Source organism: Ensifer sp. Root127 (assembly GCF_001425225.1).
GTDB lineage: Bacteria > Pseudomonadota > Alphaproteobacteria > Rhizobiales > Rhizobiaceae > Ensifer > Ensifer canadensis.
In genome coordinates this window covers 1-19649 of record NZ_LMDX01000008.1, presented here as the reverse complement: position 1 = coordinate 19649, position 19649 = coordinate 1, and the positions used below count along the sequence as shown (strand labels likewise).

Annotated in this window: 18 protein-coding genes and 3 pseudogenes; 8 read left to right on the top strand and 13 right to left on the bottom strand. The window is 60.1% G+C overall.

What is annotated here, in order from left to right; genetic code table 11:
- Nucleotides 1–43: 43 nt before the first annotated feature.
- A pseudogene (locus tag ASD03_RS10825) lies at nt 44–591 on the top strand (tyrosine-type recombinase/integrase).
- Between the two features lie 188 nt (nt 592–779).
- On the opposite strand, the gene ASD03_RS10820 reads toward ASD03_RS10825, so the two are convergent.
- Both ASD03_RS10820 and ASD03_RS10810 read right to left on the bottom strand, forming a co-directional pair.
- A complete protein-coding gene (locus ASD03_RS10820) occupies nt 780–1514 on the bottom strand; it encodes a phosphotransferase (RefSeq protein ID WP_057213704.1) in 735 nt (244 codons plus the stop codon).
- 310 nt (nt 1515–1824) lie between these two features.
- Entirely contained in the window at nt 1825–2721 is an 897-nt protein-coding gene (locus ASD03_RS10810) for a LysR family transcriptional regulator (protein ID WP_057213388.1), read from the bottom strand.
- A gap of 137 nt (nt 2722–2858) precedes the next feature.
- On the opposite strand from ASD03_RS10810, the gene ASD03_RS10805 reads away from it, so the two are divergent.
- On the top strand, nt 2859–3830 hold the full coding sequence (locus ASD03_RS10805; protein WP_057213386.1) for an MBL fold metallo-hydrolase: 972 nt from the start codon (nt 2859–2861) through the stop codon (nt 3828–3830).
- A gap of 35 nt (nt 3831–3865) precedes the next feature.
- Nucleotides 3866–4438: pseudogene (locus ASD03_RS10800) on the top strand (pyridoxamine 5'-phosphate oxidase family protein).
- A 282-nt stretch (nt 4439–4720) separates the two neighbouring features.
- On the opposite strand, the gene ASD03_RS10795 reads toward ASD03_RS10800, so the two are convergent.
- The 5 genes from ASD03_RS10795 to ASD03_RS10775 are packed head-to-tail and all read right to left on the bottom strand — an operon-like array spanning nt 4721 to nt 9995.
- Entirely contained in the window at nt 4721–5482 is a 762-nt protein-coding gene (locus ASD03_RS10795) for an amino acid ABC transporter ATP-binding protein (protein ID WP_057213382.1), read from the bottom strand.
- Nucleotides 5482–6591, bottom strand: coding sequence for an amino acid ABC transporter permease (locus tag ASD03_RS10790; RefSeq protein ID WP_057213379.1), 1110 nt, complete (start codon nt 6589–6591; stop codon nt 5482–5484). Before ASD03_RS10790 ends, ASD03_RS10795 begins: the two co-directional genes overlap by 1 nt.
- The gene (locus ASD03_RS10785; protein WP_057213376.1) at nt 6588–7712 is read right to left on the bottom strand and encodes an ABC transporter permease subunit; all 1125 of its coding nucleotides are present in this window, start codon (nt 7710–7712) and stop codon (nt 6588–6590) included. Before ASD03_RS10785 ends, ASD03_RS10790 begins: the two co-directional genes overlap by 4 nt.
- Nucleotides 7713–7727: 15 nt before the next feature.
- The gene (locus tag ASD03_RS10780; protein WP_057210138.1) at nt 7728–8753 is read right to left on the bottom strand and encodes an amino acid ABC transporter substrate-binding protein; all 1026 of its coding nucleotides are present in this window, start codon (nt 8751–8753) and stop codon (nt 7728–7730) included.
- A 45-nt stretch (nt 8754–8798) separates the two neighbouring features.
- On the bottom strand, nt 8799–9995 hold the full coding sequence (locus ASD03_RS10775; RefSeq protein ID WP_057210212.1) for a PLP-dependent aspartate aminotransferase family protein: 1197 nt from the start codon (nt 9993–9995) through the stop codon (nt 8799–8801).
- Nucleotides 9996–10106: 111 nt separating this feature from the next.
- Here ASD03_RS10775 and ASD03_RS10770 point away from each other — a divergent pair, with 111 nt between their 5' ends.
- On the top strand, nt 10107–10994 hold the full coding sequence (locus ASD03_RS10770; RefSeq protein WP_057210137.1) for a LysR substrate-binding domain-containing protein: 888 nt from the start codon (nt 10107–10109) through the stop codon (nt 10992–10994).
- Between the two features lie 42 nt (nt 10995–11036).
- On the opposite strand, the pseudogene ASD03_RS40370 reads toward ASD03_RS10770, so the two are convergent.
- The 5 genes and pseudogenes from ASD03_RS40370 to ASD03_RS10745 all read right to left on the bottom strand — a co-directional run.
- Nucleotides 11037–11259 (bottom strand): annotated as a pseudogene (locus tag ASD03_RS40370) (hypothetical protein); the annotation flags it as partial.
- Nucleotides 11260–11539: 280 nt separating this feature from the next.
- A complete protein-coding gene (locus ASD03_RS10760) occupies nt 11540–12526 on the bottom strand; it encodes an ABC transporter permease (protein WP_057213370.1) in 987 nt (328 codons plus the stop codon).
- Nucleotides 12523–13503 (bottom strand): ABC transporter permease, encoded by a 981-nt coding sequence (locus ASD03_RS10755; RefSeq protein WP_057213366.1) that lies wholly within the window; start codon nt 13501–13503, stop codon nt 12523–12525. Before ASD03_RS10755 ends, ASD03_RS10760 begins: the two co-directional genes overlap by 4 nt.
- Nucleotides 13500–15041: a sugar ABC transporter ATP-binding protein gene (locus ASD03_RS10750; RefSeq protein ID WP_057213363.1), complete on the bottom strand. Its 1542-nt coding sequence runs from the start codon at nt 15039–15041 to the stop codon at nt 13500–13502. The genes ASD03_RS10755 and ASD03_RS10750 overlap by 4 nt, the downstream gene beginning before the upstream one ends.
- 73 nt (nt 15042–15114) lie before the next feature.
- Nucleotides 15115–16239 (bottom strand): sugar ABC transporter substrate-binding protein, encoded by a 1125-nt coding sequence (locus tag ASD03_RS10745; RefSeq protein WP_057210211.1) that lies wholly within the window; start codon nt 16237–16239, stop codon nt 15115–15117.
- A 346-nt stretch (nt 16240–16585) separates the two neighbouring features.
- Between ASD03_RS10745 and ASD03_RS10740 the strand changes: the two genes are divergently transcribed.
- From ASD03_RS10740 to ASD03_RS10730, 3 genes are read left to right on the top strand one after another with little or no spacing between them, the layout of a single operon-like run.
- A complete protein-coding gene (locus ASD03_RS10740) occupies nt 16586–17497 on the top strand; it encodes an SMP-30/gluconolactonase/LRE family protein (RefSeq protein ID WP_057213360.1) in 912 nt (303 codons plus the stop codon).
- Between the two features lie 15 nt (nt 17498–17512).
- Nucleotides 17513–17737, top strand: coding sequence for a tautomerase family protein (locus ASD03_RS10735; RefSeq protein WP_057213357.1), 225 nt, complete (start codon nt 17513–17515; stop codon nt 17735–17737).
- Nucleotides 17734–18789, top strand: coding sequence for a LacI family DNA-binding transcriptional regulator (locus ASD03_RS10730; protein WP_244494292.1), 1056 nt, complete (start codon nt 17734–17736; stop codon nt 18787–18789). Before ASD03_RS10735 ends, ASD03_RS10730 begins: the two co-directional genes overlap by 4 nt.
- A gap of 109 nt (nt 18790–18898) precedes the next feature.
- Here the strand turns inward: ASD03_RS10730 and ASD03_RS10725 are convergent, their stop codons facing one another.
- Complete coding sequence (locus ASD03_RS10725; protein WP_244494291.1) at nt 18899–19162, bottom strand: hypothetical protein; 264 nt, start codon at nt 19160–19162, stop codon at nt 18899–18901.
- Nucleotides 19163–19331: 169 nt separating this feature from the next.
- Here ASD03_RS10725 and ASD03_RS37480 point away from each other — a divergent pair, with 169 nt between their 5' ends.
- Nucleotides 19332–19580 (top strand): MFS transporter, encoded by a 249-nt coding sequence (locus tag ASD03_RS37480; RefSeq protein WP_057220901.1) that lies wholly within the window; start codon nt 19332–19334, stop codon nt 19578–19580.
- The last annotated feature ends 69 nt before the right edge of the window (nt 19581–19649 follow it).

Genomic DNA, 19649 nt, shown 5'->3' with positions numbered 1-19649 from the left:
TACACGGAAATGAGTATCCACGGAAAGCGAGGATCCTGCCGCTTTGGGCCGACCGGCATGGAACGTCGGCCGAAAGGTCGGCGTCAAGAAGTCTCTGAAACAGCGTCAGATTTGGGCAATCCGCTTCTTCCTGGACCGGGAGGAGCGTATGAGAGATCGCGCGCTGTTTGATCTCGCAATCGACAGTCAGGTCGAGAGATTCGAACCCGCGCTATGGTCGTTCAGCAAAAGACCGGCCGTCCGGTTCAGTTCGAAATCACGGCGGACGTGAGGGCAAGTTTGCTTGCGTGGCTTGAGCGGCGAGGCGGAACAGTAGACGACTACGCCTTTCCCAGTCGGGTTGACCATACCGATCATCTGTGTACTCGCCAGTACGCTCGATTGGTAGATGAATGGGTGACCGCGATCGGGTTGCGATGCGAAGACTACGGCACGCATTCGCTCCGGCGCACGAAGGCCGCAATGATCTACAAAGCGATAGGCAATCTTCGCGCTATTCAAATCCTATTGGGCCATACCAAGATCGAAAATACCGTCAGGTATTTGGGTGTGGACATCGAAGATGCGCTGGAATTGGCGGAGCACACCTAAATCTAAGAAGCGTGGGGCTCCGCTGTGAGCGTGGCCGCATTTGCGGACTGACATGCCACAATCGTGACGTTTCAACGGGCTACTACGCGCGCCCATTTCGGTCGTAGGCCCGCGGTGGCGTCTTCCCGAAAGCAGACGTCGATCAAGCCAAGCTTTGACGGCATCAATGCGCCATGAGCGATCGTCGCTTAGATCGCTCCAACTTCGGCAAGTCGCTGTTTCGCGTATTCGTCATCCCAACAGACGGCGGCTTCCCATGCGGCCGATGCTTGCGCGGCGATGTCATACGCCCCGGTTTCCAGATTGGCAGCATTATGGGGCAAGACGAGGTCAAGGTCGGGGACGTCGATATGCGACTCATCCCAGTCGATCAGTGCGACGCGGTCCGTGGTCATGCGGATGTTGGCAGGGTTGTTGGGATTGCCGTGGACGACGCTTGTCTTACGTCCGATAAGCCGTGCCCATGCCGCGCGGCATCGAGCGACGCCATCTGGCGGCATCGCGGCAAGATCGATCCTCGTCCCCGTCTCGGCATGCAGGAGGTCAGTCGAGGATTGCCACCCTGGGCGCTGCGGCCAGCCTTGCGTCAAACGATGCAGTTCGCGCAGGGTCTCGGCTACGCGACGCCAGTCGCCCTCAGTCTCGGGTGGTCCGCCATGCATGTATTTCATAACCATCAGGCCATCCGCGAATAGCCGGCCGTCGTCCGCCGGGATCGGCACCGGCACGCTCAGACCTTCACTGTCAAGGTGCCGGAGGAGTTCAACCTCCCACGCCAGATCAGCGTTGCTCCTGGTACCCAGACGACCGACTGCAAGTTGCCCGTGGATGTGCACGCTCCAGACGTCATTGGCAACCCCGCCAGCGAGCCGTTCTATGCGAACCGCGTCTTTCCCCCACAGCTCTAATGCTTCCCATCCCACTCGCAGCATCCTTGATCAACCCGATTGAGACCTGGGTAAACCAAGCGCAGGAACGGGACAACGTGGATCAGCTCGGCTACGATAACGCGCTGTTAAGCTTGTGCGCACTAGTCGCGGATCGAACGGCAGCCCGGGTCACCAGCGTCCGAATTGGCCCGGTAGCATTGCGCCCCCATTTCAGTCTTAGAGATAGCTTTGGCCCTTTCCTTGAAGACGACATGTTAGGCGCTTAGGGAAGGACAACCGCATCTTGCAGCATTCGCACCGGTGCGCCCCACTGCCATCAACGGTGGTGCGCGTGAGCGGGACGCTAGTAGGCCAGCTGCGTGCGTAGGCTTGGGACGATCCAGTCGAGGAAGCACCGCACCTTCAGCGGCAGAGGATCCACTGGTCCATGGATAACGTTCACAGGTAGCGGTTCCGGTGCAAAGTCCGTCAGCAATTCGTGCAGAGCACCGGAGCGCAACTGATCGGAGATCTGGTAAGACAGCACGCGGATAATGCCTATACCGGCTATTGCGGCCTGAATGGCAGCCTCCGTCGTATTAACCGCGAATTTGGGGCGCGGCTCGATGGTAAAGGCCGCGCCGTCCCGGCGGTAGCGCCATTCCGGCGCGGTCGCAAAGCCCTGAAAGCTTATTCCGTCATGCTGGCTGAGGTCTTCCGGCTGACGCGGAACGCCTTGTCGGGCAAGATAGTCGGGGCTCGCGCAGATCACCCGTCGTACGGCGCCGACGCGCGTTGCGATAAGCGCGCTGTCGGCCAAGTGTCCGATCCGCAGGGCCACGTCGACGTGCTCATCTGCCAGACTTAGCTGCCGATCGGCGAGGGTCAGGCGCAGGTTGATATCGGGTTGCTCCTTCAGGAACTCCAGAGCTATTGGCAGCAGATGGCGCTCGCCGAAGGCAATCGGTGCGGTCACGTGCAGCCCTCCACGCAGCGCGCCATAGTCGCCGCTGGCCTGCCGTTCTGCCGCGTCCAGTTCCTCCAGAATACGACGTGACGCGGCGACGAAGCTGCGGCCCTCATCCGTCAAGGTGAGGCCGCGGCGGGTGCGCCGGACCAGGTGCACGCCAAGGTGCTTTTCCAGATCCGCGACTCTGCGGCTGACCGTGGCGAGCGGTGCATGCAATCGCCGCGCTCCAGCCGAGAGGCTGCCGGCGTCCACCACCGCCAGCAGCACCGACATCGCTTCAAACCGATCCATCGTATCCTTCCGGAAATTGAGAGGAAAGTTCCTGAAATGGCAGGATACCCTATTGGTTTCGGACATCCTAGCTTTTGTGGCGTTCCAGGGGGCGCCGGCCGGCTCCCCGTATTGCCAATGATCAGGAGAAAGACGTCATGCCTCAACTCTCACGTCGTGCCTTTGCCAGCGCTCTTCCTCTCGGCTTCCTCGGGGGAGGACTGATCAGTGGCGCACCGGCCCTTGCCGCAGCGCAGAATACCACCAAAACGCCGGTCAGCATTACGCCACTGGCGCAGATCCGCATCGGTCGCTTCACGGTGACGGCACTGACAGACGGGTATGCCGATATGCCCTTCGACTATTTTCCGGGACGCGCCCCGGCCGCGGTGGAGCAGGCGGCAGTCGCTCAGTTCACCGCCCGGCCGAGTGGGGTGCGGTTCCTCTTCAACCAGTATCTCATCGATGATGGCGAGCGCCGCATCCTGATCGATGCCGGTGCAGCGGGCTCGATCGGGCAGACCGGCAAACTGCCGCAGGCGCTCGGTGCGCTTGGCCTGCAGCTTGACCAGATCGACGCGGTGATCGTGACGCATATGCATCAGGACCACATGGGCGGTCTGATCGCCGGAGGCAAGAACAACTACCCCAAGGCGGAGCTCTACATCGATCGTCGCGACGTCAAGCATTGGACCGACCCGGCCAAGCGCAGCGGCGCGCCCGATTATCTGCAGACCAGCTTTAAGATGGCGCAGGAGGTGGTGCGCCTCTACCCGAAACTCCAGGCGATTGACGGAGAGCGTGAAATTGTGCGCGGCGTCTCGATCGTCGACCTGACCGGTCATACACCCGGCCATATCGGCGTGCGGGTTGAAGATGAAGGGAAGAGCCTCATCATGGTGTCGGACATGATCTTTCCGGTCGTGCATCCGGGAGCGACCGATGTGTTCTTCCTGTTCGAGCAGGACCGTGCAGCCGCCAAAGCGATGCGCGACCGCTTTTTCCCCCGCGCAGCCTCGGAAGGCGCGCTGATCGCCGCCACGCACATGCCCTTCCCAGGGCTCGGCCGTGTCGTCGCCGACCGTGGGCAGATGCGCTGGGAGGTGGCGGACTGGGCCTTGCAGGATTGAAGTTAGCTCCGGCGGGCTAGAAGGTTAGGAACGGAATGAGCAGCAAATATCTCAGTATCGCCACGACGCCCTCGGTAGCGGCCGCACAGGAGCACTAATGCAGCGCGGGGCAGTGGGCGCGGATCGGCGCGCGCGCTCACGCAGACGAAACTGCGCAGAGCCAGCGCCTCGGTCCGGCAGAAACGGCCTTCATCGGCGCGTGCGACGGTTTTTATCTTGCCAGTGTCTCGGAGACCGGCTGGCCCTACGTCCAGTACCGTGGTGGGCCTGCAGGCTTTCTCACCACGGTTGACGCATCGATGCTGGGCTTTGCGGATTTTCGCGGTAACCGCCAATACATCACAACAGGCAGTGTCAGCGCCAATGACCGCGTCTCACTGTTTCTGATGGACTACGCGCAACGGCGGCGCCTGAAAATCTATGGTCACATGCGCGTCATCGATGCAGAAGACGATCCGGTGCTGGCGAAAAAGCTGACCGTGCCCGACTATCCCGCTCGGGTGGAGCGTCTCGTCCTCATCGCGGTGGAGGCGTTCGACTGGAACTGCCCGCAGCACATCACGCCGCGCTTCACTCTGGCTGAGCTGGAGCGTTGGCGATTGGAGTAACCAGAAGTTGTTTTTCCTCGGTAAAGGCTTCCAGGCCGTTGACCAGCCGGATGGTCCAGTGGCCGCCGATAACACATTCCGCATAGTGGAAATCTCTGCTCCGTAGCGATGCGGAGGACCGCCTGAAAGGACTTATTCCCTATGGAGCGGATCAAGACCTTCGAGGAAATTCGCCACACGATCTTAAATCACGTCTGAAGCCGAGCGCGTTCTATGTGTCTCCCGCCTGCCCTCGTCGCTCGTCGCGACAAGGGCCTCTACTTCAGCAAGCAAACGTGGAGGTTAATGGACAATCTGCTGGAGAAAGCGTCTCGTCCTCTCGTTTGCCGGCGCATCGAAGAAGGCATCCGGCACGTTGCTTTCGACAATCATCCCCTGGTCCATGAACACCACTCGATTGGCCACCCGCCGAGCGAAACCCATTTCGTGAGTCACCACGATCATAGTCATGCCTTCTTCGGCGAGAGACACCATGGTGTCGAGCACCTCCTTGACCATTTCCGGATCAAGCGCCGATGTCGGTTCGTCGAACAACATTACCTTGGGCGCCATGCACAGTGCGCGGGCGATCGCCACGCGTTGCTGCTGACCACCTGAGAGCTGACCTGGAAATTTACGTGCCTGCTCCGGAATGCGCACGCGTTCCAGGAACTGCATCGCGCGCTCTTCCGCATCCTTGCGGGGCGTCCGGCGCGACAGTATCTGCGGGAGTGCGCAATTTTCCAGGACCGACAAGTGCGGAAACAGGTTGAAGTGCTGGAACACCATTCCGACATCGCGCCGGATCGTGTCGATGTTCTTCAAACTCTCGTTGAGCGCGGTACCATTGACGATGATTTCGCCCCGCTGATGCTCCTCAAGATGGTTGACGCAGCGGATAAGAGTAGATTTTCCAGACCCAGATGGACCGCAGATCACGATCCTTTCGCGCGACTGGACAGAGAGGTCTACGTTGCGCAGGACATGGTAGTTTCCGTACCACTTGTCCAAGTTTCGAATGACGATCGCGGGTTGATCGACGTCCCGCTCTTCATGGATAGACATTAGCGATAATCCTTTGCCTTTACCCGGATCTCGAGCCAACGGGCGTAATAGGAGATACCGACGCAGATCGCGAAGTAGATCAGGCCGACGAACAGATAGGCCTCAGTGTAAGGAGCCGGCCAAACCGGGTCCATGGCCGCCGAGCGGCCCGCACTTAGCATATCGAACACACCGACGATCATGACGAGGCTGGTGTTTTTCACCATGACGATGGCGGTATTGGTCAACGGCGGGATGACCTTTTGGATCGCCTGCGGCAGAACAATGTGCTGGATCGCCTTCCAATGCGGGATCCCAAGCGCCTTGGCGGCTTCTATCTGCCCAGGCGGGATTGCCTGCAGTCCTCCCCGGATGACCTCCGCAAGATAGGCGGCGGAGAATATCGTAAGGGCAGCGAGCGTCCGGCCAAGCTTGTCGATGTCGAAGCCCGGAGGTAGGAGCAGAGGCAGCAGGATCGAAGCGACGAACAGGAGACCGACTAACGGAAGTCCGCGTACCGTTTCTATCAGGCCAATCGAAAGAAGGCGCGGTATCGGCAGCGTCGATCGGCGGCCCAATGCCAGGAAGATCGCAAAGGGAAAGCCAAGCCCGAGAGACAACAGTGCAAGAAGAAGCGTCACTGGCAGCCCGCCCCAATTTGCGGTGGAGACGTGCGGAAGCCCTGCAAAGCCACCCCACATGAGAGCAAGCATCGCACAGACGGCGCCTGTCCAGGCCAGTGCGAGCTTTCTTCCCCAGAGCGCAGGAGTAAGCGAGACGAGGATCATGAGAAGGATGAGTGACATCACCACGACAGGTCGCCACTGTTGATCGGGTGGATAAAGACCGAACATGATGAAGCGAAGTTTGGCCCCAATGAACGCCCAGCAGGCTCCGCCCGACCTGCAAACGGAAGCATCATCGGTCGCCCAGATGGCATCGGTTACGGCCCATCGGAAGGCCGGAAGCAGCGAAACGATCACCCCGACCGCGCCGAGTGAAAGGAGGGCGCTCATCATGTCGCCAAACAGAAGCTTCAGGATCGGCATGCGCTTGGCAGGCGGTGCTTTCTGCGGCGCCGTCAGCTCGGTCGCAGCCATGGCGTAGTTCATTGTCGCAAGGCTCGTCATCGGGTCACCAATGCTACATGTGAGTTGTACCAATTCATGAACAGCGATACTGCGATGCTGATCGTGAGGAAGACGGCCAACAGGATGGCGATGCTTTCGATGGCCTGGCCCGTCTGATTGATCACGGTCCCCACCACGAGGCCGAGTTCCGGATACCCAACGGCGAGTGCCAGCGTCGTGTTTTTTACGGTCGAGAGGTACTGAGAGGTCATCGGGGGGATGATGATGCGGAGCGCCTGGGGAATGATGATCCGGAACACCGTCTGCCGCTCTGACAAACCCAAGGCTCGGCCGGCCTCCCATTGACCGCGGGAGACGGCCTCGATCCCACCGCGGATTACCTCGCTGATGAAGACTGATGTGTAAATGACGAGGCCGACCATCAGCGCCGCAAATTCCGGCGAGAGCCGCATACCGCCGACGAAGTTGAAACCCTTGAGTTCCGGAAAGCTGACCGAGGGCTCTATGACGATTGTCCCCAATATGATCGCTGCCACGAGAACGCCGCCAAGTGTGATTCTTCTCTCGAGCGGGGAGCGGCCCCTCATCAAACACCAGAGAACCATCGTGATTGCCACGAAGGCAAGGACCAAAGCGACGCCGTACGGTCCGAGAGAAAGCGACGGGAGGTAAAGTCCGCGCAGCGACAGATAGATGCCCGAGATTGGATTAAACGCAAGTCTCGGGGACGGAAGAAGCGTGGTCGCGAGTGCGTACCAGAACAGCAGTTGAACGATCAGCGGCATGTTGCGCACACCACCGACAAAAACGACGGCCATTTTGGAGGAGATCGGATTGTTGGCCAGGCGAACCAGGGCAATTAAGAGACCAAAAATGGTCGAGGCGACGATGGCAAGGACCGCGATAGCGGCTGTATTTGCCAGGCCCACGAGGTAGGCCCAGCCGAAGGTGTCGGATGGATCGTATGGCAGAATGCCTTCCGAGATGGGGAAGTTCGCCTGCCGATCCAGGTAATCGAATCCTACGCGAATGCCGCGTTCAGCCAGGTTGCTCGCGGTATTCGACCACAGCCAGTAAAGAAGACTGGCAAAGCCCACGAGCAACAGGACCTGGAGAGCGGTGCTTCGAGCATGGCGATTGTCCAACAGTGTCGAGAGCATGGCCAGCCTCCAAGGTTACTGGAACGCCAACGGGAACATCAACCCGCCATCGCTAAAGAGCCGGTTGGCACCGCGATCCAGCTTCAGCGGACTGTCCTTGCCGAGGTTGCGATCGAACATCTCCCCGTAGTTGCCCAGCTTCGCGATGATGTTGCCGGCAAACTTTTCGTCGAGACCGATGGCGGCGCCATTTCCGGGCTCGACGCCGAGGAAGCGCTTGACGCGCGGATCTTCCGACTTTTCCATCTCAGCGACATTTTTCTGCGTAATCCCAAGCTGTTCACCGGTGATCAGGGCCTGGATAGACCAATTGACAATGTCGAGCCACTGGTCGTCGCCGTGACGGACCGCCGGCGTGAGCGCGTCCATGAACTTGGTAGCGGGAAAGATCACATAGTCGTCGGCATTTTCGGCCTTTGTGGCCCTGATCGATGCGAGCGCTGCGGCATCGGTGATAAGCGCGTCACACCTGCCGGAGAAGAAGGCTTGGCTCAATGCGGAACTGTTTTCGAACACGACCGGCGTAAGACCAAGATTGTGCTCTTTCGAGACGTCGTTTGCGACGACCTCTGTCGTCGATCCGGTCTGGACGCACACCGAGGCGCCCTCCATCTCCTCGACTTTCGTCACCCCGAGCGACTTCGGCATCATGAAGCCGGTGAACTCATAGTAGTTCGGGGTCGTGAAGTTGAGTCCGTTCGCATCGCGGCGCAGAGTCCAGGTAAACGTCCGCGGAAGGATGTCGATTTCCCCGGTTTGCAGAGCAGGCACCCGTTGCTGGCCACTCAGGGGCACGAACTCCACCTTGTCCTTGTCGTTGAAGACTGCGACCGCCACCGCTCTGCAGGTGTCAACGTCAAGGCCGCGCCAATAACCCTTTTCATCGGGAGCTCCGAAGCCAACAGTACCTTGGCTAGCGGCGCATTTCAGAAAGCCGCGCGCCTTGACGCTGGCAAGTGTCGTTTGCGCGGACGCCGAAGGTGACCCGACGATTAGACTAGAGACGAAGATCGCGGTCATGCTCATTAGTTTCAGTATCATTTTGGTTCCCCATTTTTTTGGTTGTGAGAATTTTGGAAGACGTCTTCAGCTCGCCTTGGAGACCTTCGCTGGCGCAGATCGTTCGGCGATGTCGGCGAGGAATGCTTCGATGTCGGCTTTGAGGTCATCCAGATCTTCCAAGCCGATGCTGACCCTCAGAACCAGATCCTCCCCATGCCATTGGCTGGCACTACGATTCTGTTTGACCGGCATGGGTGCGATGAGGCTGCGCGTTCCTCCCCATGACGCACCAATGGCAAAGGTGCGCAGGACGTCGAGGGCCGCAGCAGCGTGTTTGCTCGCTTCAGGCTTCAGCACCACGCTGAAGACCCCGCTCACGCCGAGGAAGTCACGCTTCCAGATGTCATGCCCCGGAAAATCCAGCAGCGAGGGGTAAAGTACCTGTTCGACCAAGGGATGATGCTGAATCAGGGCAATGATCTCGGCAGCTCCTTCCGCGGCATGCCTGAGGCGCACCCCAAGTGTTTCCATTCCTCGCAGTACAAGCGTTGCATCATCGGGCGAAACACCGATGCCGAGGCGACCGAGAGTCGCGCGAAGGGGAACGATGTGCTCCTCTGCGCGCACCGTAATCGAGCCCATCAACACATCGGAGTGGCCAGAGACGTATTTGGTTAGGGCCTCGGTGACGATGTCGGCGCCGAGCGTGAGGGGTTTGTAGTTGAGCGGCGTTGCCCAGGTATTGTCGCAGCCGACGAGTGCGCCATGGCGATGGGCAATTTGCGCGATCCTCGGAAGGTCCTGGATTTCCATCGTCGTGGAGCCAGGGGACTCGCACCAGACAATCTTGGTGCGGCCATCGATTTGCCGCTCGAGATCGTCGATCGCCACCGGATCATAGTAGGCGACCTCAATTCCGAAGCGTGCGAGGTCGCGGTTGGCGAAGTCGCGAACCGGAGGATAAGAGTTGTCGGCAATCAGGATCCTATCGCCAGTACTCAAGAACGACAGCATGGCGACCGAGTTCGAAGCTTGCCCGGATGGGACCAGGAACGTTCGCACGCCCATCTCGAGCGCCGTCAGTTTTGCTTCCAGGGTCCGCGTCGTGGGTGTGCCATACAGACCATAGGTGTAGCCCTGATGCCCCCGCTCGCCGCGCGTCCTGTAGGCTTCAGCGTTCTTGAACACGATCGTGGAGCCGCGATAGGTCGCCGCGCCAAGCGTTTCAAAACCGTCCATATCAACGTCCGGCGTGATCACGCACTGGGTGAGATCTTTCATCTTGCCTTCTTCCCGAGAGATTTCTTTGATCGGATTAAACATGGGCATTCCCATTCCGTCCAATATCAATACAGTGATACCTTATTCTTCCTGGTTATAAGGTTGCGTACGATGAACATCCGACAGATCGAGGTCTTTTACGCAGTGATGACCAACGGCACCGCGTCACGCGCAGCCGAAGTGCTTCGCATCTCGCAGCCTGCGGTCAGCAAGGCGATCCAGGAGCTCGAGCGCGATATAGGTTTTGCTCTTTTTCGCCGGGAGAAAGGCAGGATGTTTCCCACCTCCGAAGGACAGATGTTCTTCCGAGAGGTGGAAGGCTCGTTCTCAGGCCTGGTCCACCTCAAGAGTGCAGCGGCCCGTATCCGCGATTTCGGATCCGGTGAAATCCGGGTGGCCAGCCTTTCGGCTCTGAGCACCAACGTGCTGCCACGCGCGTTGAGCGGTTTCCAAAAAAAACACCCGAACGTCGCAATTACGTTCCAGGCACAGATGTCTTCCGTGGTGAAAGACCTCGTTGCGAGCGGTCAGTTCGATGTCGGGCTTGCGGCAGATGAGATCGATATTGCAGGCGTCGACGTACGCCCCTTTGCGCGCTATCGGGTATCGATCGCCGTGCCTTCAGGGCATCGGCTGGAGTCAGCCGACGTCATTCGACCCCAAGATATCGATGGCGAAGCGTTCATAGCGCTGTCGCCAGAAGACACGACACGGCGATCGGCAGAGACAATTTTCTTCAACGAAAACATCAAGCCGAAGATGGTTCTTGAGACGCCCTACTCGACCACGATCTGCGCAATGGTCCAGGCTGGGATGGGAATTGGAATGGTCAATCCCATGACCGCCGAGCCCTATGTGGGTCGCGGCCTTTCCTTGCGTCCCTTCGAGCCTGCGGTCTATTTCAGGACGTTGCTACTCTTGCCACCCAATCGGCAACCCTCTCGTATCGTTTCCGATTTCGTAGAGGAAGTCATGCGCCACTCGGTGTTTCAGGATTGAATGTGCTGTCTGCAGAGTGTCAGGAACCAGAACCAATCCCTCACCCGACCTGACCAACGACCGGGCGATATCGAGGATGTCGTCGCGAGCGGCTGTCGGATCTTCCTTGCTCCCGGCGACCCCAGGCCCGATGCGGAAGTCGACACCGCTCACCTTCCTGAGGTCCAAATTGCGGTTGGGTAGATCCAGCGTCCGGCGCACAGCCGATGCCAAGACCGGCCGAGACCAGCGACAGCGCCTCCATCGTTCTGCGGTCTTCACAGTTGCTCTTCCAACGGGTACCCGTCGTCGCGCGTGTCAATCGTTTGCGGCACGACCCACGAGGACAGATCGCCGAGGGTAGATCCTTCCGTGACTTTTCTGCCGCGAGCGCCTGGCGGACGGCAGGTCCGTACGATCCGAACTAGAGCGAGGTGAGGACTGGCGATAGGCCTTGACGGCCATCCAACCCGCGGGTTGGCCTTTCGAGCCCATTGCCGGATCGACTGCCGTCCTGGCGTGAAGCCAGATGGATGCGTGTGGCGCTTCCTCTGTTCTCAGCAAGCTTAACGGCTGGCTGGCGCACGACCATAGAGCAGAAGCATGAGTATGATCATCACGCCGTAGATGATCTGGCGCCCGGCCTCTGGCATCTGCGTGACGGAGAGGATTGACTGCAGGAGTGTGATGAGGATTACGCCGGCGACAGTGCCGAGATAGGATCCCCGGCCGCCCAGGATCGAGGTTCCGCCAAGAACAACAGCCGCTATGGCAGGAAGCAGATAGGCATCGCCCATCGATTGCGAGGCCTTGGAAGCATAGCCTGCCAGCAGGACGCCGCCGAAGGCCGAGAGCCCGCCCGAGGCGGCGAAGGCGGTCATCACGATGCGGCGGGTATTGATCCCTGAAAGATAGGCCGCCCGTTCGCGATTGCCTATGCCGTAGACGGCCCGCCCGAAGCCCGTCCGGCGCAGCAGGAAGACCATCGCCGTGCCGACCAGCCCCCAGATGAAGACGACATTCGGGATGCCGGGGATCAAGGCGCCGGTGGAGAGATAGCGCATGGCCGCGGTGGCGGAATCCTGCGGCGAGAACCCGCCTGTGTAGACCACCATCACCCCTTGAGCGACGGCATTCGTCGCCAGCGTCACGATCATCGAGGGTATGCGCAGATATGCCACCCCGACGCCGTTGACGAGCCCGATGCCGATCCCGCAAAGGATTCCGAAAGGGATGGCAAGAGCAGTGCCGACCGGACCGTAGGCGGCAGCCGCGCAGGCCATCATGGCGCCCGTTGCAACGGTCCACGGTACGGAAAGGTCGATCTGCCCGAGCAGGATGACAAGCATCATGCCGGTGGCGATGATGCCGAGGAAGGATGCCACCTTCAATTGCTGCAGCAGATACTCCGGTGACAGGAAACTGCGCGAATAGAAGCTGCCAAGGACAAGCAGCAGCAGGATGCAGCCGAACGCGGTGACCACCGCCGGATCGAGTTTGCGCAGGAAGTTCGGCTTGCGTCCGTTTACGTGCGTCATCGCCGTCTCGCTCACAGGAACCACTCCAATCTATTGCGCACCCGGAAAAGGGCCAGAGCGCCGAGGCTGATGGCCGCAAGCAGGATCAGTCCCTGGAAAAGCGGTTGCCAGAGCGGGTCGAGATCGAAAACGAACAAAAGGTCGCCGATCGTGCGGAACGCCAGCGCACCAAAGACGGCACCGATGGCGCTGCCCTTGCCGCCGAACAGCGAAACGCCCCCCAGCACCACTGCGGCAATCGAGAACAGCGTGTAGGCGTTACCGCTGGCGAAAGCCGCGTCACCGGTATACGTGAAAAAAGTGAGAAACAGCCCGCCGAGGGCGGCCACCAGGCCCGAAAGCGTATAGGCAAGCAGCTTGCCGCGCCGGATCGGCATGCCAGACATGTAGGCCGCCGTTTCGGATGAACCTACGGCATAGGCGGCCCGGCCATAGACCGACCGGCTGAAGGGCACCCATATCAGCACAACCACCGCCGCGAGTGCCGCGAGGCTCGCCGGGACGACTCCGAATATCCGTCCCGTCAGGGCGTCCGCCAGACCCTCGTTAACGGAACCTCCCGGAAATGGTCGCAGCAACAGGGCGACACCGAAATAGATCGCCCCCGTCGCAATCGTCGCCACGATCGGCTGCAGCCGCCCATATATGACGATGGCTCCATTGATCGCGCCGCACACAGCCCCGACGGCCAGGACGATAACGACGCCGAAGGTCGTTTCGAGCGGCGAGCCCACAACCAACCATGAGGCCAGGCAGTTGGTGAGAAGGAAGATCATGCCCACGGAGAGGTCAATGCCCGCGGTTATCACCACCATGGTTTGGGCCATCGCGACAAAGGCGAGCAGCACCCCCTTGTTGGCAGCCGTATGAATAACGTTGGCTGTGAAACCAGCCGGATGGTTCGCCGTGTAGATGATGAACATCACCACGAAGATCGCAACCGCAGTCAGCGTGCCCCGGTGCTCGGCCAGTCGATACTGCCAGTCGTTCATTGCGCGGGCTCCTGATGGAATGGTTCCGCGGACGGGATGTTAAGCGCGCTCGCGATCAGGGCGCGCTCCGTTATCTCAGCTCCCACCAGTTCCCGCTTCACCGCCCCGTCATAAAGCACGAGGACCCGGTCGCAGCAGCCGATGAGCTCGGCATAGTCGGTCGAATAGAACAGGATGCCCGCGCCCGCGTCAGCAAGGCGCCGCAAGAGCAGATAGATCTCCTGCTTGGTTCCAACGTCGATGCCGCGTGTCGGATCGTTGAGGAGGACGATGCGTGGCTGCCGCATCAGCCATTTCGCGATGACGACCTTCTGCTGGTTGCCGCCCGAAAGTGCTCCAACGGGCGCATCAATATTCCCCGCCTTGATGGCGAGCAGCGTCATCATCTGATTGATGGCGCTCTCCTCTTTCGCGCTGTCGATGATCCCGCCGCGCGTCAGCCGGTCGAGCGACGCAAGCGAGAGATTGTCGCGCACCGTCATCGGCAGCATCAGCCCCTCGGTCTTACGGTCCTCCGGGATGAGCGCCATGCCGATACCGTGCCGGCGCGCCTGCGCGGGGCTGCTGATGCTGATCGGGCTGCCGTCGACGAGGACCGTGCCGCGCAGCCCGCGCAGGACCCCGAACAGCGCTAGAAGGAGATCACGCTGCCCCTGCCCGTCCAACCCGCCAAGACCGACGATTTCGCCCGAGCGGAGCGAAAACGAGATGTCGTGGAGCCGGTCCGCCCAGGACAGATTTCGTGTTTCAAGCACTGGCGCAGTTTGTGCAAGCCGGCCCGGTTTAGGAGGGTAGACGCTGTGATACTCACGGCCGATCATCATCTCGATGACTTCGCCGTCACTCTTGGAGCCCGCCGCGTAGCTCGCGACCTTGCTGCCGTTGCGAAACACCGTGCAGTCGTCCGCAAGTTCCGCAATCTCGTTCATTCGATGCGAGATGTAGACAAGCGCCAGCCCTTCCGCACGCAATCGCTTCAGCACTGCAAAAACCTTCGAAACGTCGGCCGCAGTCAGCGCCGATGTCGCCTCGTCGAGGATGAGGATGCGCGGCTTGCGCGCTAGCGCCTTGGCAATCTCGACGATCTGCTTGCGCGACAGCGGCAGATCCTTGACCAGAGCCAGAGGATGGATGTCGACGGCACCGGCGCGCGCCAGCGCCTCCTCTGCCAGGCGCCTCTGGGCCTTGCGGTCGATCATGCCGAACCGCGTCGGCGGATTGGAAATGACGATATTGTCGGCAACGCTGAGTTCTGGGATCAACGACAACTCCTGGAAAACGCAGACGATCCCGGCGGCGTTGGCGGCAGCCGGCGAAGCGAATTTCACCGGCTGTCCATCGAGCGTCATCTGGCCCTCGTCCGCAGCCACGACGCCGGCCATGATCTTGATGAGCGTCGACTTTCCGGCGCCGTTCTCGCCGAGTACGGCGTGGATGGCCCCTGCCCTGACCGACAGCGCGGCATTTTCAAGCGCGCGAACCCCACCATAGCGCTTCGATATCCCCTCCATGCAAAAGAGCGGTCCGCCATTTTCCATTGCGCTCTCCGGGAAACCGTTACGGACGACGGGCACCACACGGCTGACTGTGCGGTGCCCGTTCCTGATCGACCTACTTGTTTTCCTTGCTCTGCTTCATGATCTCCTGGGCGGAGAAATTAATGCCGCAGGTAGGGAAGGAATTACCGACGAAGAAATTGTCGGATTCGGACTGGAAGTAATCCTGGCCCTCCTTGAAATTTGGATCTTCGACAATGGCCAACGGCAACTTGACCGACTGCGGCACCACCTGTCCCTCGAGCGCGGCGATCGCCGTCTTGATGGCAACGGCCACCTGTGCGGGGCCGGTTCCAGCCGACGAGCATTTCAGGCCGTCGGCGGCATGTGCTGCGCAGAACTTGCGAAACCCGTTTTCGGTTTCGCCGCCAAACGGCACGAACGGATGTTTGGCGTCGATCATCGCCTGGACGATGCCGGTATCGCCACCCTGACCGGTAATGCCGTCAAAGGGACCGCTGGTGGCGATCGCATCCGCCGTCACCTTTTGGGCCACCGCGTCATCCCACTTTCCCATGACCTCGACGACTTCGAATTTCTTGCCCGATGCCTGGAGTTTCTCATGGATCCCATCGTGCCGGTCGGTGTCGACCGAAGTTCCGGCCACACCGCGCACCTCGAGTACCTTGCCGCCATTCGGCAGATGTTTGACGAGCCATTCGCCCCACAGTCCGCCGAGCCCCTTCTGGTCGACGTTCACGTTGATCGCGTCCTCGGTGTCGAGGATGTTATCGAAGGCAACCAGCACCACGCCGGCTTCCTTCGCCCGCTTGATGACGGGCGCGAATGCCGTCGGGTTCTGGGCGTTGACGACGATGGCGTCATAGCCGGAATCGATGAAGTTGTTGATCGCCGAGATTTGGGCGGGCACGTCCTCACCCGTCGATACGACCTTGAACTCCTTCAGCTTGGCCGCGACGTCGGGCTGAGCGGCATAGGCCTTGGCTGTCTGCACCATCTGGATACGCCAGGTGTTGGCAATGTAGCCGTTCGCAAGAGCGATGCGGTATGGGCCGTCCTTTTTCGGAAACTTGAAGAATTTGGTGTCTGCCGACCAGGGCGCGAAACATTCCGGCTCCGCCGCGGGCCCTGAAACCACTTCCGGCTCTGCATAGGCGGCCGATCCCAACATGAAAAAGGCAGTGGCAGCAACGATGCCGCCAGCGAGTGACTTCACCATCGACATTTCCTCCCATTGGCGCGCCACTGATTTTGTTCTCCGGTTCGAGAGGGAACTCTTCCCCCGGAACGGCACGAACTTCTCTGGCACCGGCACGCTGGATGCCTGCTTTCACCATTGACGAGGCGCTCTGGTCTCCTCCCGAAAACACCGCTGTCTCTTAATTAGGTAGCGCTACCACAAAAAATTGTAAAGTAACATTTGCGGATTACCGAGAACCGAACTTCCCAATTTTCAGTTGAATTTCGGCGACGATCGACACCGATGCAGGAAGGCTATTCACTTCCGTGATGTTAGCGCTATCATGCCGCGGTCAGAGTGCGATCGTTGCCGCATGAGGGTACCCATGGCCGAGGATTTCGAGATCGTAGACCAGCGCTTTGCCAGCCTGGTCAATCACAGCGCCCGAGTGGAACAGCTCTACACGGGGTGTCGCTGGGCCGAAGGGCCGGCCTATTTCGCCGCCGGGCGCTATCTGGTGTGGTCGGATATCCCCAATGACCGGATGCTGCGTTATGACGAAACCGACGGGCATGTCAGCATCTTTCGCCAACCGTCGAACTTTGCGAACGGCAATACCACCGACCGGCATGGCCGTCTGGTGACCTGTGAGCACGGTGGCCGCCGTGTCAGCCGCACCGAACATGACGGGAGCATCACCACCGTCGCCGATCGCTGGAACGGCAAGCGGCTCAACTCGCCGAACGACGTCGTCGTGCGATCAGACGGGTCGATCTGGTTCACCGATCCCGCCTACGGCATCGAGTCCGATTACGAGGGCCACAAGGCCGAAAGTGAAATCGGCGCCTGCCACGTCTATCGTGTCGACCCGAAAACGGGCGCGGTTGCGGCCGTCATTACCGACATGGTGCGGCCGAATGGCCTCGCCTTTTCGCTTGACGAAAAAGAGCTCTACGTCGTCGACACCGGCCGGACGCATGGGCCCGACCTTCCTGCGCATATGCGCGTCTTCGATGTGAACGAGCCGGGCGCGATATCGGGCGGGCGGGTCTTTGCCGATTGCACCGTAGGCCTCTTTGACGGGTTCCGCCTGGACGACGAAGGGCGGATCTGGACAAGCGCCCGCGACGGCATCCATTGCTACCACCCGGACGGCACCTTGCTCGGCAAGGTGAGAGTGCCGGAAAACACCGCCAATTGCGTGTTCGGCGGGCCTAAGCGAAATATCCTCTACATCTGCGCGACCAGCTCGCTTTATGCCGTTCGACTGATGGTCAACGGCGCAAGACTCGACTGAGGCAGGAGGCCAGCCATGCCGTTCGTGCGGATCACCATCGTGCGCGAGACCCTCGCCGACGATCCTGCGGCCAAGAAGGCGGCAATCAGCAGCCAGGTCATTGTGGCGATTGCCGAGGCAACCGGATTATCCGAGCGCGAAATCTCCGTCGTCTTCGATGAGGTGGACGCAGGGAACTGGTATGTCGGCCGCATCGATGTCGGGACCCTGCGCTCACGCAGCCAGCAGGAGTCGACGTGAAGGACGACATCACTTCCAAAGACCAGAGCCGGAAGGCAAGCCGACGCGGCAGTGGGAGGCCAACCATAGCCGACGTCGCAAAGCTGGCAGGGGTTGCCGCGATTACCGTGTCGCGCGCGCTACGCGATCCGTCGCTGGTTTCGGCCGAACTGCGCGCGGAGATCGATACGGCGGTGGTCCAGCTCGGCTATGCGCCCGACCCCAATGCGCGCGCGCTTGCCTCCTCCCGAGCCGATGTGATCGGTGTTCTCGTGCCGTCACTGACAAACATCGTCTTCGCCGACACGGTGAGAGGCATCTATGACGAGCTCGGCGACGGTCCGTTGCAGATACAGATGGGCAATACCCACTATTCGCCCCGGGAAGAGGAACGGCTGATGCGGATGTTTTTGAGCCAGCGGCCATCGGCGCTGATCGTGTCCGGCATCGACCAGACCGAAACGACCCGCAAACTGCTCGAGAGCGCGGATTGCCCTATCGTGCAGATCATGGAGTATGGCGACGATCCGGTCGATATGCTGGTCGGGTTCTCCCACTTCGATGGCGGCAAGGCGGCGACCAACCATCTGATCGAGGCTGGATATCGCCGAATAGGCTTCATCGGAGCGCGAATGGATCCTCGCTCGCAGCGTCGCCTCGCCGGTTACCGCTCGGCTCTGGAGACCGCTCAGCTCTTTGATCCCAAGCTGGTAACCACCACGCTGACGCCTTCACGCGTATCGCTCGGTGCGCCGCTCCTGGCCGATGCGCTTGCCAAGGTCGCCGATCTTGATGCGGTCTTCTGCAACAATGATGACCTTGCCATGGGCGTGCTGTTCGAATGCCAGCGGGCGGGTATCGCCGTGCCGCACAGCATGGCAATCTGCGGCTTCAACGATCTCGACATGATGCACGTCGCCTATCCGTCGCTCACCAGCGTACGCACGCCGCGCTATGAAATCGGCCGGCGCTCGGTGCGGATGGTGCTGGATCGACTTGCCGGCCGGCCAATTGAATCGCCGATCGTCGACTTGGGCTTCGAGCTTCAGGTTCGCGAAAGTACGGCGCGATGAAACGGCACATTCTCAAGGATCGGCCGCAGTGCACAATCCAGATGATACATTATGCGATTTTCGAGGCGCATAGCGGCAACATCGGCTGCGCGGAGACCTCTCGCTGCCACTAGCAGACCGTTGAAGAAGTCCCTGGTTTGGCCTTTAGAATGGCCTCGTCGCCATTGTCGTAAGCGAACACGATCTCGATTGCGCCATCGTCCGGAAATTCGGCGTGGCCGTCACCAGTGACTTCGTCCATTTCTTCAAATCCAGACCGTGTGAAGGAAACCGCAGATTGGCCGTAGCCGAGATTGAGCGTCGCATATTCGCCACTACGCGGGGTTCGAGTAACGGCTGTCCAACAGCTTCTATCATCGGAGTGGTCTTCCATTCTCATCCACATTGAGATAAGAAGCAGACCAATAGCAGGCTCTTCCTGCGTGCGGGCGTACGGTCGCCCCCCCAAATTCCCCCATTCGACTTTGCTCCGGTGCTATGTTTGCGACCGCAAACACTCGCGCGCCGGTTACCTCTCAACACGACATTGATGGAGGATATTCGTGCCCTCACGAATTCTCTTGCATATTCTTGCTCTCGCCGTCTTTTTCGTCGGAGCGACCGAGTTCATGCTGTCTGCCATGCTTGCGCCACTCGCGCAGGCTTTCGACATAACGCCCGCAAACGCATCCTGGCTCGTGTCCAGTTACGCGTTGTCCTATGCTATCGCGGCTCCAATCTTCGGATTTCTGTCTGATCGCATGGACCGTCGCCGTCTCCTTTTAGGGTCCGGACTCACAACCACCAGATGACGGCGGCTGCGAGTGCGATTGCCCCCATGAAGTTTTTGATGTTGCGGTCGAAGCGGGTCGCGAGGCGAC